Source organism: Streptomyces sp. NPDC057900, assembly GCF_042887885.1.
Lineage (GTDB): Bacteria > Actinomycetota > Actinomycetes > Streptomycetales > Streptomycetaceae > Streptomyces.
This window is the reverse complement of record NZ_JBHVOI010000005.1, coordinates 20,729-35,476: the sequence shown is the minus strand read 5'-3', so window position 1 is coordinate 35,476 and position 14,748 is coordinate 20,729. Positions and strand designations below refer to the sequence as shown.

11 protein-coding genes are annotated in these 14,748 nt (G+C 71.3%); 7 read left to right on the top strand and 4 right to left on the bottom strand.

Going from position 1 to position 14,748, the window contains the following annotated elements; genetic code table 11:
* Window positions 1-205: 205 nt before the first annotated feature.
* Complete coding sequence (locus tag ACFVQ0_RS20350; RefSeq protein WP_390089887.1) at window positions 206-1,456, top strand: cytochrome P450; 1,251 nt, start codon at window positions 206-208, stop codon at window positions 1,454-1,456.
* 106 nt (window positions 1,457-1,562) lie between these two features.
* Here ACFVQ0_RS20350 and ACFVQ0_RS20345 read toward each other — a convergent pair whose 3' ends face one another.
* The gene (locus ACFVQ0_RS20345; RefSeq protein ID WP_390089885.1) at window positions 1,563-3,632 is read right to left on the bottom strand and encodes a bifunctional glycosyltransferase 87/phosphatase PAP2 family protein; all 2,070 of its coding nucleotides are present in this window, start codon (window positions 3,630-3,632) and stop codon (window positions 1,563-1,565) included.
* Window positions 3,633-3,905: 273 nt separating this feature from the next.
* Between ACFVQ0_RS20345 and ACFVQ0_RS20340 the strand changes: the two genes are divergently transcribed.
* A complete protein-coding gene (locus ACFVQ0_RS20340) occupies window positions 3,906-5,000 on the top strand; it encodes a DUF2330 domain-containing protein (RefSeq protein WP_390090722.1) in 1,095 nt (364 codons plus the stop codon).
* 18 nt (window positions 5,001-5,018) lie between these two features.
* On the opposite strand, the gene ACFVQ0_RS20335 is transcribed toward ACFVQ0_RS20340, so the two are convergent.
* Window positions 5,019-6,098, bottom strand: a complete 1,080-nt coding sequence (locus tag ACFVQ0_RS20335) for a serpin family protein (protein ID WP_390090720.1) — start codon at window positions 6,096-6,098, stop codon at window positions 5,019-5,021.
* 83 nt (window positions 6,099-6,181) lie between these two features.
* Here ACFVQ0_RS20335 and ACFVQ0_RS20330 point away from each other — a divergent pair, with 83 nt between their 5' ends.
* Window positions 6,182-6,667 (top strand): GNAT family N-acetyltransferase, encoded by a 486-nt coding sequence (locus ACFVQ0_RS20330; protein ID WP_390089883.1) that lies wholly within the window; start codon window positions 6,182-6,184, stop codon window positions 6,665-6,667.
* Window positions 6,668-6,733: 66 nt separating this feature from the next.
* Here the strand turns inward: ACFVQ0_RS20330 and ACFVQ0_RS20325 are convergent, their stop codons facing one another.
* The gene (locus tag ACFVQ0_RS20325; protein WP_390089881.1) at window positions 6,734-8,776 is read right to left on the bottom strand and encodes a DHA2 family efflux MFS transporter permease subunit; all 2,043 of its coding nucleotides are present in this window, start codon (window positions 8,774-8,776) and stop codon (window positions 6,734-6,736) included.
* 135 nt (window positions 8,777-8,911) lie between these two features.
* On the opposite strand from ACFVQ0_RS20325, the gene ACFVQ0_RS20320 reads away from it, so the two are divergent.
* Window positions 8,912-10,099 (top strand): peptidoglycan-binding protein, encoded by a 1,188-nt coding sequence (locus ACFVQ0_RS20320; protein WP_390089879.1) that lies wholly within the window; start codon window positions 8,912-8,914, stop codon window positions 10,097-10,099.
* Between the two features lie 214 nt (window positions 10,100-10,313).
* On the top strand, window positions 10,314-10,979 hold the full coding sequence (locus tag ACFVQ0_RS20315) for an HAD-IA family hydrolase (protein WP_390089877.1): 666 nt from the start codon (window positions 10,314-10,316) through the stop codon (window positions 10,977-10,979).
* Window positions 10,980-11,038: 59 nt separating this feature from the next.
* On the opposite strand, the gene ACFVQ0_RS20310 is transcribed toward ACFVQ0_RS20315, so the two are convergent.
* Window positions 11,039-11,800 (bottom strand): ABC transporter permease, encoded by a 762-nt coding sequence (locus tag ACFVQ0_RS20310; RefSeq protein WP_390089875.1) that lies wholly within the window; start codon window positions 11,798-11,800, stop codon window positions 11,039-11,041.
* 281 nt (window positions 11,801-12,081) lie between these two features.
* Here ACFVQ0_RS20310 and ACFVQ0_RS20305 point away from each other — a divergent pair, with 281 nt between their 5' ends.
* Together ACFVQ0_RS20305 and ACFVQ0_RS20300 are read left to right on the top strand one after the other, a co-directional pair.
* Window positions 12,082-12,726, top strand: coding sequence for an HNH endonuclease family protein (locus ACFVQ0_RS20305; protein ID WP_390089873.1), 645 nt, complete (start codon window positions 12,082-12,084; stop codon window positions 12,724-12,726).
* A 155-nt stretch (window positions 12,727-12,881) separates the two neighbouring features.
* Window positions 12,882-14,672: an alkaline phosphatase D family protein gene (locus ACFVQ0_RS20300; RefSeq protein WP_390089872.1), complete on the top strand. Its 1,791-nt coding sequence runs from the start codon at window positions 12,882-12,884 to the stop codon at window positions 14,670-14,672.
* Window positions 14,673-14,748: the final 76 nt, after the last annotated feature.

Here is a 14,748-nt window from a genome sequence, read left to right as displayed (position 1 = left end):
AGGCTTGCACGGACCTTGCCCATGCTTCACCGTCGGCACCCACCACAAACCGGCCTGTTTCACGGATGCTTCACGCAACAGATCGGGCCACGCCTCTTGTCAGTTGTAGAACTCGTTACTACCTTTCGGGCAACTTCTGATGGGTCGTCAGACAAAGCCCGGACGACTCTCGGACCGACCTGGCGTTCTTGACCTGGAGCTGCCGATGCCCTGCCCCCATCTGCCCGAAGGGTTCGACTTCACCGATCCCGACCTGCTCCAATCGCGGGTTCCGCACCCGGAGTTCGCCCTGATGCGGGAGACCGCGCCGGTCTGGTGGTGCACCCAGCCCGCCGGCATCTCCGGCTTCGACGACGAGGGTTACTGGGTCGTCACCCGGCACGCGGACGTCAAGTACGTATCGACCCGCCCCGAACTGTTCTCCTCGAACACCAACACCGCGGTGATCCGCTTCAACGAGACGATCAGCCGCGACCAGATCGATGTCCAGAAGCTGATCATGCTGAACATGGACCCGCCCGAGCACACCCGGGTCCGCCAGATCGTCCAGCGCGGTTTCACCCCGCGCGCTGTCCGCTCGCTCGAACAGGCGCTGCGCAGCCGGGCGCGCTCGATCGTCGAGACGGCGCAGGCCGGCGCGGACGAGGACGGTTCGTTCGACTTCGTCAACAACATCGCCGTCGAACTGCCCCTCCAGGCCATCGCCGAGCTGATCGGCGTACCGCAGGAGGACCGGAGCCGGATCTTCGACTGGTCGAACAAGATGGCTTCGTACGACGATCCCGAGTACGCGATCACCGAGGAGATCGGCGCCGAGGCGGCCATGGAGCTGGTCTCGTACTCGATGAACCTCGCGGCGGCGCGCAAGGAGTGCCCGGCCAAGGACATCGTCTCCCAGCTGGTCGCCGCGGAGGGCGAGGGCAACCTGCTGTCCGACGAGTTCGGCTTCTTCGTCATCCTGCTCGCCGTGGCCGGAAACGAGACCACCCGCAACGCGATCAGCCACGGCATGCACGCCTTCCTCACCCACCCCGAGCAGTGGGAGCTGTACAAGCGCGAGCGGCCCGAGACGACCGCGGAGGAGATCGTCCGCTGGGCGACCCCCGTGGTCTCCTTCCAGCGGACCGCCACCCAGGACCTCGAACTGGGCGGGCAGCAGATCAAGAAGGGCGACCGGGTCGGGCTGTTCTACTCCTCGGCCAACAACGACCCCGAGGTATTCGAGAGCCCGGAGAAGTTCGACATCACCCGCGACCCCAATCCGCACCTCGGCTTCGGCGGCGGCGGTCCGCACTTCTGCCTGGGCAAGTCCCTCGCCGTCATGGAGATCAACCTGATCTTCAACGCCATCGCGGACGTCCTGCCCGACCTGCGGCTGGTGAGCGACCCGCGCCGGCTGCGCTCCGCCTGGCTCAACGGCATCAAGCAGCTCCAGGTGAGCACCACGAACGCCTGAGAGCAGCACGACCGCCGAGCAACACGGAAGCGCTGAGCAGCACGGAAGCCCTGAGCACCGCGAACACCTGAGCCGCGTAGGCGTACTCTCCTCGCCGCCTGCGCGGCTACGGCTTTCCGGCCACCGTCGCCTCCAGGGGGTTCCCGGCCCCGGCCCCGCCCCCGTCCTTGGCCGCAGGCCGCTGGAGCCGGCGCGGTCCGGACAGCGCGTAGGTCAGCCCGAAGCCGAGCGCGACCACCGCCGCCCCGCCCACCGCGTCGAGCACCCAGTGGTTGCCCGTCGCGATGATCGCGGAGACCGTGAACAGCGGGTGCAGCACCCCGAGGAGCTTCATCCAGACCTTCGGGGCGAGCATCACGATCACCACACCGCACCACAGCGACCAGCCGAAGTGCAGCGAGGGCATCGCCGCGTACTGGTTGGTCACGCCCGTCAGCGTGCCGTAGTCGGGCTTGGCGAAGTCCTGGACGCCGTGGACGGTGTCGATGAAGCCGAGCCCTGGCATCAGCCTCGGCGGGGCCAGCGGGTAGAGCCAGAACCCGACCAGGGCCAGGACCGTGGCGAAGCCGATGGAGCTGCGGACCCAGCGGTAGTCGGCCGGGCGGCGCACGTACAGCACCGCGAGGATCGCCAACGGCACGATGAAGTGGAACGTCGAGTAGTAGTAGTCGAAGAAGTCCCGCAGCCAGCCGACCTTGACCACCGCGTGGTTGGCCCAGTGCTCCATGTCGATGTGCAGCCACTGCTCGACCGCGTGGATCTGCCGGCCGTGGTGCTCCGCGGTGGCACGGCCGGCCGTCGCGGCCAGCCTGACGTGCTGGTAGGCGGAGTAGACGACCCTGATCAGCAGGAGTTCCAGCAGCAGGTTGGGCCGGCTGAGCACCCGCCGCCAGAACGGCAGCAGCGGCACCCGGCTCCAGCGGGCCGGGACGGGGGCCGCGTAGTCGGTGGGGACCGGCTGCTGCCAGTAGGGCGAGGTGCGCGGCAGGAACGGGGCGACGCACGCGGCCCCGAGCGCGGCGATCAGCAGCACGTTGTCGCGTACCGGGAACATCGACTCGATGTTCGGCAGCAGCATCTTGCCGGGCAGTGTGATCACCAGGACCACGACGGCCGGCCACACCATCCGGTCGGAGGCCCGGGTGCCGACCCGGCCGACCACCGCGAGCAGCACCCACAGCAGCTGGTGCTGCCAGGCGGTCGGTGAGACGGCGACGACGACACAGCCGGTGACGGCCACCGCGAGCAGCAGCTGGCCGTCGCGGGCGTACCGTGCGGCGCGGCGCAGACCGAGGAAGCAGACCGCCGCCGCGAGCACCAGGAAGAGCGCGATCTCCAGCGGGCCCGCCAGGCCGAACCGGAGCAGCGCGCCGTGCAGGGACTGGTTGGCGAGGCTGTCGGCCTGGTCGCCGAGGCCGGCCCCGGCGACGTGGTGCACCCAGTACGTCCACGAGTCGTGCGGCATCGCCGCCCAGGCCAGTGCGGTGCAGGCGGCGAACGCGGCGCCGCCGGTCAGCGCCGCCCGGCGCCTCCCGGTCAGCCAGAGCAGCACGGCGAACAGCAGGACGGTGGGCTGGAGGGCGGCCGCGATGCCGATCAGGACACCGGAGGCGCGCTCGCCTCTGACGACGAAGCAGCCGACGAGCACCAGGAGGACCGGCAGGATGCTGGTCTGGCCCAGGTAGAGGGCGTTTCGGACCGGCAGCGAGAGCATCAGCAGGGTGATCGCGACGGGTGCGGCGAACAGCGCGGTGCGTCTCTTGACCGGTCCGGGCAGGGCGCGCGCCGCGATGACGCCGAGGGCGGCGACGAGCAGCAGCGAACCGAAGGTCCAGGCGACCCCGAGGCTCTGTTCCGCGGTCCGGGTGAGCGGTTTCAGCACCAGCCCGGCGAAGGGGGTGCCGGTGAACCGGTCGGTGTCGTACAGCGAGCCCGTCACATGAAGCACACCGTTCTCACCCGTCCAGGTCTCAAGATCGGTGAGCCGTTCGCCAGGCGGCTGCCGCAGCACCACCGCCATCTGCCGTACGGCCAACGCGGCCACAACCAGCCAGAGAACAGCTCGGGCCGCCCCGGTCCTCGTCCCTGCCGTCGCCTCTCCGCGCACACTGTGCTCCGCATTCGCCACGCTGCGCCGACCCTCCTGCCGTCTTGTGCCGACCCTCGATTCGGGCATGCTGTGAAACCTTCGCATTGCGCTATGAGGTAGACACAATCAACCCCCTCTTCGCCTGACTGTCATCCGGCTTTTGTCCGAAAGAATGTCCGGCGGTCCGGCCGACCCGTGGCCGGACGGCCGGAACCGACAGGACCGCCGCCCACGTCTGAGCCCGTGACCAGGGCCTGGGGCGGGTAAGGGGGAGGAGCCGGGATGCGGTGGGCGGGGACGGGGCAAGGGGTGGAGGCCGGAGCGCGGGCCTGGGCGGTCCGCGCGCTGTCACTCGTCATGATGCTGGTGTCGTTGCAGATCGGCTCGTTGATCGCACCGGCGTACGCCTGTGGCTGCGGGGCGATGGTGGTGGACCCGAACAGCCAGGTCTCGGTGGACCGGGAGACCTCCGTGGTCAGCTGGTCGGGCGGCGCCGAGCAGATAGTGATGCAGCTCACCGTCAGGGGGAACGCGCCGGAGGCGGCGTGGATCATGCCGGTGCCGCACCGTGCCACGGTCGAGCTGGGTGACGCCTCGCTCTTCTCCGAGCTCGAAACCCTCACCGCGCCGGTCCGCGAGACCAGGCATTACTTCTGGCCACACGCCGACGACTGGCCCTTCGGCGGTTCTGGCAACGCGTCGGGGGACTCCGCCGCCGCCCCCTCGGCCGCCGCACCGGTCGGGGTGGTGGGCCGGGAACGGCTCGGGCCGTTCGACGTGGCCCGGCTGACCGCGACCGATCCGACGGCCCTGGAGGGCTGGCTGACGGAGAACGGCTTCGAGCTCCCGGACTGGCTGTCGACGGCACTGCGGCCCTATGTCGAGCGGAAGTGGGAGTACGTGGCGATCCGCCTCGCCCCGCAGGAGAAGGGCGGTCCGCTGCTCGGCCGGCTCGACCCGCTGCGGCTGCGTTTCGCCAGTGCCGAGCCGGTCTACCCGATGCGGCTGTCCCGGCTCGCCACGACACCGCAGTCGCTGGGGCTGTACGTGCTGGCGGCGCACCGTATGGAGCCGCGCGGCCGGATCGGCGGGCTGGAACCGGAGGTGACCTACGCGGAGCGGGTCGACACCGGGCGGGACGGCGGCGCGTACCCGGCGCTGGACGAGCTGACGGGCGGGAAGCCGGTGTTCCTCACGGCGATCAGCCAGGCGTTCCCCCGGCCCGAGCGGATCGATGACGACCACGAGCTGCGGGCGACGGCCGCCGACACCCCGTACCGGACCACGTACTACCGGGACGAGCTGCTGACCGTGGGGCCCGTTCCGGCCTGGGTGCTGACGCTGCTCGGTGCCGTGGCGCTGGTGGTCGCGGCGGTGCTGCTGGTGGCGCGGTCCCGGCGGCGGCGACCGGTGACACCGCCGCCGCCGGTCATGGCGCCGCCGCCGCTGCGCTGAGCTCGGGCGGCGCCGGGCTCAGTCCTCCCCGGCCGGGATGTCCGCCTGCCAGCCCGTGAACAGCGGGACCTCGCCGCTGCCGTCCAGGACCACGATCCCGAACGGGCGGTCGAAGGCGATGTGCAGGTAGCGCTCCGGCACGGGCGCCGCGCCCCCCGGTGCGGCCATGACGGTCACCGCCGCGGCCTCCACACCTTCCTCCGCGACCTTCACCACGGCTTCCTGCACCACCTCGGAGATCATGAGCGGCTCGGGCGAGATCCACCCGAGATCCGCGCGGGGAGTCGTCGCGACCCGGATTCCGAGCGCCGCCAGTTGCTCGGTCACCTGAACGTTCGTACGCAGGGTGAATCGCGGGACCGCGATACTCAGGACGTCCGTGTCCAGCGGGGTGCGCAGCGACTGCGGCGCCCAGCCTGCGGGCAGTACGTCGGCCGCTCCCGCGCCCGGCTCCCCCAGCACCAGCCGGACCCTGGCCGGGGCGCCGCCGGGGCGCTCGGTACGGCAGCGCAGCTCGACGACCTGGGTGCCACGCACCGTCCAGCCGTCCCACGGCGCACGTGTGGTGTACATGGTCGGCACCGCGCGCCGCGCCCCGGCCGCGTCGGTGAACGGCAGGTCGCAGGTCTCCTCCGGATCGAACGGCTCGTCCCACCGCGCCTTCAGCGCCAGTACGTTGACGAGCACCAGCAGCATGTCGTCGCTGATGTCCAGCGGCAGCCGCTCGATGAGGCCGCCGGTGGCCTCCCGTACCCAGGCGTCGATCCCGGCGGTGTCCATCGGCCCGAACCCGATGTCCGCCAGCGCCTCCCGGTACTCCCGGTAGACCGGCACCCGGGTCCACACCCGGGTCGCCACCCCCAGCGCCTCGGTGGCCGCCAGCTCGCGCACCCGGGCCGTCACCGCGTCGGCGGCCTGCCGCTCCGCCACCCCCAGCACCGCGCGCAGTTCCTCGGCGGTCTCCCCGCGCGCGCCCGCCGCGACCACGGCCAGGGCCAGCCAGAGCCCGGCCGGCGAGCACACGAAGCTCCCGCCGCCCGGCCCGGCCAGCTCCCGTATCCACCGCTCACCGAGCCGCTGGACGGCCCCGGCCTCCATCGTCGATCCCGTCTCCTGTGCCACCGATGCCCCCTGCACACAAATCGTTTTCCGCACATCCGTGCGGAAGACAGAATGACCCAATGACGTGGACCGTGACCCCCGAACCCTTCGACTCCCCCGATGGCGCGCTGCTGCGGCGGGACTACTACGACGAGGTCGCGAGCCGCTACTGGGGGCGGCCGGCGACCGCCGAGGAGATCGACGAGGGGCTCACCGACGACGGCGCCGAGCTGCTGGTCCCGCCGACCGGTGAGTTCGTCGTGGGCCGCTTCGGCGGACGGGCGGCGGCCTGCGCCGGGCTGATCGCGACGGGCGACGGGGTCGCGGAGCTCACCCGGGTGTTCGTACGCCCGGAGGCGCGCGGCACGGGCGGCGGCGGGCTGCTGCTCGCGGCGATCGAGGACCGGGCGCGGGCCCTGGGCGTCCGGCTGGTCCGGCTCGACACCCGTAACGACCTGGTCGAGGCGCGCGGGCTGTACGCGAAGCACGGCTACCGGGAGGTCCCGGCGTTCCACCACCGCAACCAGTACGCGGAGCACTGGTTCGCCAAGGAGCTGGAAGCCTGACGAAGGTCTGGTTGAGGCGCCACCGTGTGACGGGCCCCCGGCGCTCAGGCCTTGGTGGTCGCGCGCTCAGGCCTGGTGGTCGCGCCTCGGTTCCGGGCTGTGCGGCCGTTCCTTGCTCGATCCGCTCGTCTCGGCGGTCAGCTCGGAGACGAGGGCGACCAGGTCGGTCGGCCGGTCGGGGCCCCACCAGTCACCCAGCAACTCTGCAAGGGACTCCTCGCGGGCGTGCGAGAGCTTCACCACGGCCTCCGCGCCGGGCTCGGTGAGTACCAGCTGCACGCCCACCCGGCGGGCCAGCCCGCGTTCCTCCAGCTGCCGGCACGCCTCGCTGATCACGCGCAGCGGCACCGGGGCGATCTCGGCGAGCCGGGCGGGCTCCACGGTGCCGTGCCGTTTGATGCGCAGCAGCATCCAGCTCGCGGCGGGCAGCAGATCGAGCCCGGCCTTCTCGGTGATCTTCACGTAGACCTCGCGGCGCCCCTCCCTGGTGGCCAGGACGGAGAGGGCGCGGGCGCATTCGTCGTACGAGGACCGCTCGACCGGGTTCGACGCCAGGGTCTCGCTGGGGTCGGGGGCGGTCACCGAGCCCCGCAGCTTGTCCTCCTTGAGCAGCCAGGCGAAGACGAAGGCGATCAGGACGACGGGGGCCGCGTACAGGAACACGTCGGTGATCGATGTCGAGTACGCGTGGATCACCGGCCCCCGGAGCGGGGGCGGCAGCTTGCCGATGGCGCGCGGGTCGGCCGACAGGCTGTCCGCGCTGACCCCGGGCGGCAGGGCCCTCCCGTTGAGCGCCGCACCGAGCTTGTCGGTGAGCCGGTTGGTGAAGATGGTGCCGAAGATGGCGACACCGAACGAGGCGCCGATGGAACGGAAGAAGGTAGCCCCGGAGGTGGCGACGCCGAGGTCCTGGTAGCTCACGGCGTTCTGCACGATCAGGACGAGGACCTGCATCACCAGGCCGAGTCCCGCACCGAAGACGAAGAAGTAGAGGCTCATCTCCAGGGTGCTGCTGGTCTCCGTGAGCCGGTGGAGGAGCAGCAGGCCGATCGCCGTGATGCCGGTGCCGAGGATCGGGAAGACCTTCCAGCGGCCCGTACGGCTGACGATCTGGCCGGACCCGGTCGAGGTGAGGAGCAGGCCGAACACCATCGGCAGCATGTGGACACCGGACATCGTCGGCGAGATGTCGTGCACCACCTGGAGGAAGGTCGGCAGGTAGGTCATCGCGCCGAACATCGCGAAGCCGATGACGAAGCTGATCACGGCGACGAGGCTGAAGGTCCTGATCCGGAACAGCTTCAGCGGCAGTACGGGTTCTGCCGCGCGCCGTTCCACGTACACGAAGGCGATCAGGAGCAGCACGGCGAGCACGGCGAGGCCGATGATCTGCGCCGAGCCCCAGGGCCAGGTGGTGCCGCCGAGCGAGGCGACCAGGACCAGGCAGGTGGCGACCGAGGCGATGAGGAAGGTGCCCAGGTAGTCGATGGTGTGCTTCGTGCGGCGGACCGGGATGTGCAACACGGCGGCGATCACGGCGAGGGCGATGACGCCGATGGGGAGGTTGATGTAGAAGACCCAGCGCCAGCTGAGCTGCTCGGTGAAGAAGCCGCCGAGCAGCGGCCCGAGCACGCTCGTCATGCCGAACACCGCTCCGAAGAGGCCCTGGTACTTGCCTCGTTCGCGCGGCGGGACGATGTCTCCGACGATCGCCATCGACAGCACGATCAGACCGCCACCGCCGAGCCCCTGGAGTGCGCGGAAGCCGATCAGCTGAGGCATGTTCTGGGCGATGCCGCAGAGCGCGGAGCCGATCAGGAAGATGACGATGGCGATCTGGAAGAGCCGTTTGCGCCCGTACTGGTCGCCCAGCTTGCCCCAGAGCGGGGTCGCGGCGGTCGAGGCCAGCAGATAGGCCGTGACCACCCATGACAGGTGCTCCAGGCCGCCGAGGTCGCTGACGATGGTCGGCAGCGCGGTGGAGACGATGGTCTGGTCGAGTGCCGCGAGCAGCATGCCGAGGAGCAGGGCGCCGATCGCCACCAGCACCGACCGGGTGGAGCGGTTTTCGCCCGGGGCCGGGGCCGGGGGGCTCAACTGCTGGGCCATGTGACATCTCCTCGGATCCGCTGGACACCCATCCTGTCCGCTTTGAGCGGTTATGGCCTGCCGAGGGGCCGCACGATTGGGCTTCCTGGCGGCGGGCTGCATAATCGCAGGCAGTTCAAGGGGAGGGGACCCACAATGACCGGACATATCTGCCCGGAGTGCGGTACGGGCAGCAGACCCGGCACCGGACCGGGCTGCGGCTGCGCGCCCCGGGGCGGCGCCGGGCAGCCGTGGGACGACGGACAGCGTTACGTCACGCAGGAACAGCGGGCGGCCGAACAGCACCGCGTCGTGCAGGAGCACCACGCCGGGCGCTCGGCCGAGTTCGCGGCGGCGGAGGACTTCGACCCACTGCGCATCCGGCCGTACGTGACGCTGGGGGGTGAGGAGGCCGCGGGGGCTGCGGGAATCGAGGGGGCTGCGGTCGGCCGGGGCGGCTCGGCGCGATACCCGGCGGAGGGCCATGCGGGGGATGTGGCCGATGCGGGCAATGTGGCTGGTGTGGGCGATGTGGCTGATGCGGCCACGACGATGCCCCTTTTCCTCAGCGCGGCGGGGTCCGACCCGCTGCCGGGGAGCGCCGGGCCCCGCACTCCGGACGGCCACCCGGACACCTCGGCCCCGACGACGGACCTGGAGCCGGATCCGGTGCGGCCGCGCCGCCGCAGCCCGTTCGCCGCGCTGGCCGCGGGGGCGGCCGTCGCGGCGGTGGTCGGTACGGCGGCGTTCGTCGGCGGGCTGTTCAACGGGGACGGCAACGGGGACGCCGATCTGGACGCGGTCCTGCCCTCCACCGTGACCAGCCTCCCCGAGGAGAGCGCCGCACCGTCACCCTCGACGACGGCGTCCGCCTCCGCGCCGCCGTCCCGGTCGGCCTCGCCATCCGCGTCCGCCTCCGCCGGCGCGTCCGCGTCCGCCTCGGCATCCGGGTCCGGGTCACCGTCGGCGAGCGCCTCGGCGTCCGCGTCGGCGTCCACCGGCCCCTCGGCCCCGGTCACCGCGTCCTCCCCGGCGTCCACCGGGGGCGCGGCGGGCACGGCGGACACCGGCAGCACAGCACCGGCGGACCCGCCCGCGCTGTCGGCGGAGGGCGGCACGCTGCGGCGCGGCGACCACGGCCCGGAGGTGGCCGAGCTACAGCGGCGGCTCCAGGAGATCGGGCTGTTCATGAGCACCCCCGACGCCGACTACACGGACCGCGTCGAGGACGCCGTGCACCGCTACCAGCGGTACATGTACATCCAGGGCGACGACGACGGGGTCTACGGACCGAACACCCGACGGGCCCTGGAGGCGATCACGACGGGCCACGGCCGCTACTGACCCACCTCCCCAGCCTCTTCCGCCCCTACCCCACCCCGGCCCACACCCCGTCAGGGATTGGCTTTCCCCGGCAGGTTTTTGTATCGTGATGGAACAAAGTGGCCCCCAAACGCACTCCCTGACCGGCGGGCGGGGGCCGCTTGTTCTCTTTCCCGTGTTCTTTTCCCGGGGCCTCACGTGTCCCCGCACCGTCACCCCGCCCTGGAGCCCGCCCATGCCGGCCACCGTTCTCACCGCCCGCGCCCTGCTGCTCGACATGGACGGCACCCTGGTGAACTCCGACGCCGTCGTGGAGCGCTGCTGGCGGCGCTGGGCGCTGCGGCACGGACTGGACCCGGAGGCCGCGCTCAAGGTGGTCCACGGCCGGCAGGGGTACGCCACCATGGCGGTACTCCTCCCGGACCGCCCGGTGGAGCAGAACTACGCGGACAACCGCGTGATGCTCGCGGAGGAGACCGCCGACACCGACGGCGTCGTCCCGGTCGGCGGCGCCGGCGTCTTCATGGACGCGATCGCCGCGCTCCCGCACGCCCTGGTCACCTCGGCCGACCGGGCCCTGGCGCAGGCCCGGATGACGGCGGCCGGTCTGCGGATGCCCGAGCTGAAGGTGACCGCCGAGAGCGTGGGCGCCAGCAAGCCGGACCCGGAGGGCTTCCTCAAGGGCGCCGCCGGGCTGGGCTTCGACCCGGCGGACTGCGTCGTCTTCGAGGACTCCGAGGCGGGCATCGCGGCCGGCCGGGCGGCGGGCATGCGCGTCGTGGGCGTGGGCCCGCGCGCGGCGGCGCTCTCCCCGGACGCGCACGTCGAGGACCTGACGCGGATCCGGGTCGAGGCGGCGGCCGACGGATCGATCCTGCTGCACATCAGCGACGCCCAGTAGCCCGCAGGGCGCCAACCCTGCCGGGGTTGGCGCCCTACCGGGGTTGGCCCCGCCGCACGTCAGCGCCCGGTGGCCGACGCCCCCGTCCCGGCACGGTGCAGCCGTCCCCGCGCCACCAGTTCCAGCACGGTCGCGACGGCCGCCGCCTGTACGGCCATCAGCGCCACCAGCACGAACAGTTGCACAGCGCCCGCCTGTACGGGTGAGGCGCCGCCCAGCAGCATGCCGACGAACGCACCGGGCAGCGTGACGAGCCCGACCGTCCGGGTCTGGTCGAGCCCCGGCAGCAACGCGTCCGACGCGGCGGGCCTGGCGATCTCCAGCCGCGCGTCGCGGTCCGGGAGGCCGAGCGCCATCGCCGCCTCCACCTCCCCGTGCCGGGTCGCCAGCTCGTCGAGCGCCCGCCGCCCGCCGAGCACCGTCGCGGTCAGGGCGCCCCCGATCAGGATTCCGGTCACCGGGATCAGCGCGATGCCACGGACCGGCACGAGCCCGGTGAGCAGCAGCGCCGCGACCACCGGCACGACCCCCGCCCCGATCGGCACGGCCACCCACTTCCAGCTGCGGTTTCCGGTGACGCGGTGACCCGCCGTCCACACCGCGACGCCGAACATCAACGCGATGAACGCGAACGTCGGCGCGAAGGCGTGCACCACCCAGCCGATGAGCGAGGAGACCGCCGCGAGCTGCACCGCCGCCCGCAGTCCGGCCAGGACGATCTGCCGCGACCGGCCGAGCGAGGCGAAACCGGCGATGGCCGCGGCCGCCGCGAGCAACAGGGCGAGCACGACCCCGAGCGTGATGTTGACCGGTAGCAGCACGCGGCCACCCTAACGAGCCGCTGTACGACGACGAGCGCGATCCGGCCGCCCCGAGGCGCCGCCTCCCGGACCGGACCTGCCGTCCCGTCAGTTCCGTACGCCCGCGCACTCACTTGCGTACGCCCCCGCACTCCTGCCCTCTTCGTCAGAACCCTTGATGTGACGTGCCCATGTCGCCACTCTGTTACCTGGCGCCCACCCCACGGAAACCTGGCGCCGCCACGATGGCCGGGCCGTTCCGCACGACCGGGTCAAGGTCCCCCCACATCAAGGGAGTTCGCATGTCAGGTGTCTACGCGCGTCGCATAGCCGTCCTCGCCGCATCCGCCGCCCTCGCCGCAACCACCGGGCTGCTCACCGCTCCCAGCGCCCAGGCCGCCATGCCCACACCGGTGGCCGCGTCCACCGCCCGCACCTATCTGAGCCAGCTGACCGTACAGGCGGAGGGCTCCTCCGACGGCTACAGCAGGGACAAGTTCCCGCACTGGATCACCCAGTCCGGCGCCTGCGACACCCGCGAAGTGGTCCTGAAGCGGGACGGCACGAACGTCACACAGAACTCCAGCTGCGCTGCCGTCACCGGCAGTTGGTACTCGGAGTACGACGGGGCCACCTGGACCGCCGCCTCCGATCTGGACATCGACCACATGGTCCCCCTCGCCGAGGCCTGGCGGTCCGGCGCCTCCAGCTGGACCACCGCCCAACGTCAGGCCTACGCGAATGACCTGACGCGCCCTCAACTCATTGCGGTCACCGACAACGTCAACCAGTCGAAGGGCGACAAGGACCCGGCCAAGTGGCTCCCTTCGCGTGCCGCGTACAAGTGCACGTACGCACGCGCCTGGGTGCACGTGAAGCACTACTACGACCTGACCGTCGACTCGGCCGAGAAGGCCGCACTGCAGTCCGTGCTCAACGGCTGCTGAACGATCACTGAACGGCGGCCGGACCGCTGACCCGCGACTCCGGAACCGCCCCGCACTCCCCCGTCGTTCCGTACGGTACGAACCCGCCGTACGAACACCCCGTACGGAACCGGCCATACGGATCCGTCCGTACGGAACGACGCGAGGAGCACCACATGACTGCCGGGCTGCGCCTGGGACCGCTACTGCGGTACGTCGACTGGGAGACCGCCTCCACCGCCACCGTCTGGGTCGAGGCGGACCGGCCGTGCACGGCCGTGATCCGGTGCGCGGACGGGGCCTCCGGCTCGTCCCCGACCTTCGCGGTCTCCGGTCACCACTACGCGTTGGTGGTGGTGACCGGGCTGACCCCCGGCTCCACCACGGCGTACGAGGTACTGCTCGACGACCGCCGGGTGTGGCCGCCGGAGAACCACCCCTTCCCGGCGAGCACGATCACCACCCCGCCGATATCCACCGGCGGCGACGGAGCGGGTGAGGACGGCGAGGCGGGCGCGGCCGGTTCGGGCAGTGAGGGCGCCGGACAGCCGACGGTCCGGATCGCGTTCGGCTCCTGCCGCTGGGCGGCTCCCCCCGCCGGCGGACACGCGTCGGTCCGGTCCGACCCCGTCGGGCCGGACGCCCTGGACACCCTCGCCGCCCGGCTCGCCGCAGAGCCCGACGCCGTACGCCCCGACGTCCTGCTGCTCCTGGGCGACCAGGTGTACGCGGACGAGACGTCGCGGGAGACCCGGCAGCGGCTCGCGGCGCGGCGCGATCTGAACGAGCCGCCGGGAGCGGAGGTCGCGGACTACGACGAGTACACCTGCCTGTACGACGAGTCGTGGCGCGACCCCGAGGTGCGCTGGCTGCTCTCCACGGTCCCCAGCTGCATGATCTTCGACGACCACGATGTGATCGACGACTGGAACACCAGCGCCGCCTGGCTCACCGAGATCCGCTCCACCCCCTGGTGGCACGAGCGGATCGTCAGCGGACTGATGTCGTACTGGGTCTATCAGCACCTCGGCAACCTCTCCCCCGCCGAGCTGGCGGCGGACCCGCTCTACGCGGCGGTGCACGCCACCCCGGACGGCACGGAGGAGGTCCGCCGGTTCGCGGCCGGGGCCGACGCGGACCCCACCTCTACCCGCTGGAGCTACCGACGCATTTTCGGCCGAGTACGGCTGCTCATGGTGGACAGCCGCGCGGCCCGGGTCCTCGACGAATCGCGGCGGGCGATGATCCATCCCGAGGAGATGCGGTGGCTGCGCGAGGAGATGCTCTCCGGGCCCGGTTCCTTCGACCATGTTCTGATCGGCACATCGCTCCCGTGGCTGCTGCCTCCATTGGTACACGAAGCGGAACAGTGGAGCTCGGCGCTGTGCCGGGGCGAGCGGGGCGGCCCGGACGGCCGCTGGGCGCGGGTCGGCGAATACCTGCGACAACGCGCCGACCTGGAGCATTGGGCCGCCTTCCCCGATTCGTTCGGGCAGTTGACGGAGCTGATCCGGGAGGTGGGCAGCGGACCCGACGCCCCGGCGACGGTATGTGTGCTCTCGGGCGATGTGCACCATGCGTACATCGCGGAACCCGCCTGGCCCGCCGGAGCCCCCGACGGCGCACCGGCAGCCCGCGTCCTGCAACTGACCTGCTCTCCCGTGCACAACTCGATCCCCGGCCCACTCAAGGGTGCCTTCCGATTCGGCTGGAGCCGGGCGGGGCGACGGTTCGGACGGCTGCTGGCCCGGCACGGGCGCACTGGTACAGCTCCGGTTCAGTGGCACAAGACGGACGGGCCATGGTTCGGCAATCAGCTGATGACACTTACGTTGCATGGCCGGAAAGCTGCGCTGTCATTGGTTCAGGCCAAGTCGAAGAGGACAGGGGCCCAGCTCCAGACGGTATTTGATCGCCGGCTGACCAATGACGGGTCATCGACTTTCAGCCAGTCAACTAAACGTTGAACTTGCAAGTACTGATGAGGCCTACCTAACCTGTGGTGCTCAGTCGGTTCACGTCCCCACTAGACCGAAGGAGCCT

What these genes read in the sequence shown, in the direction of transcription:
- ACFVQ0_RS20330 (WP_390089883.1), top strand. Translation starts at nt 6,182, where the DNA reads ATGACGTGGACCGTGACCCCCGAACCCTTCGACTCCCCCGATGGCGCG.
- ACFVQ0_RS20300 (WP_390089872.1), top strand. Translation starts at nt 12,882, where the DNA reads ATGACTGCCGGGCTGCGCCTGGGACCGCTACTGCGGTACGTCGACTGG.
- ACFVQ0_RS20350 (WP_390089887.1), top strand. Translation starts at nt 206, where the DNA reads ATGCCCTGCCCCCATCTGCCCGAAGGGTTCGACTTCACCGATCCCGAC.
- ACFVQ0_RS20305 (WP_390089873.1), top strand. Translation starts at nt 12,082, where the DNA reads ATGTCAGGTGTCTACGCGCGTCGCATAGCCGTCCTCGCCGCATCCGCC.
- ACFVQ0_RS20340 (WP_390090722.1), top strand. Translation starts at nt 3,906, where the DNA reads ATGCTGGTGTCGTTGCAGATCGGCTCGTTGATCGCACCGGCGTACGCC.
- ACFVQ0_RS20345 (WP_390089885.1), bottom strand. Translation starts at nt 3,632, where the DNA reads ATGCCCGAATCGAGGGTCGGCACAAGACGGCAGGAGGGTCGGCGCAGC.
- ACFVQ0_RS20335 (WP_390090720.1), bottom strand. Translation starts at nt 6,098, where the DNA reads ATGGAGGCCGGGGCCGTCCAGCGGCTCGGTGAGCGGTGGATACGGGAG.
- ACFVQ0_RS20315 (WP_390089877.1), top strand. Translation starts at nt 10,314, where the DNA reads ATGCCGGCCACCGTTCTCACCGCCCGCGCCCTGCTGCTCGACATGGAC.
- ACFVQ0_RS20325 (WP_390089881.1), bottom strand. Translation starts at nt 8,776, where the DNA reads ATGGCCCAGCAGTTGAGCCCCCCGGCCCCGGCCCCGGGCGAAAACCGC.
- ACFVQ0_RS20320 (WP_390089879.1), top strand. Translation starts at nt 8,912, where the DNA reads ATGACCGGACATATCTGCCCGGAGTGCGGTACGGGCAGCAGACCCGGC.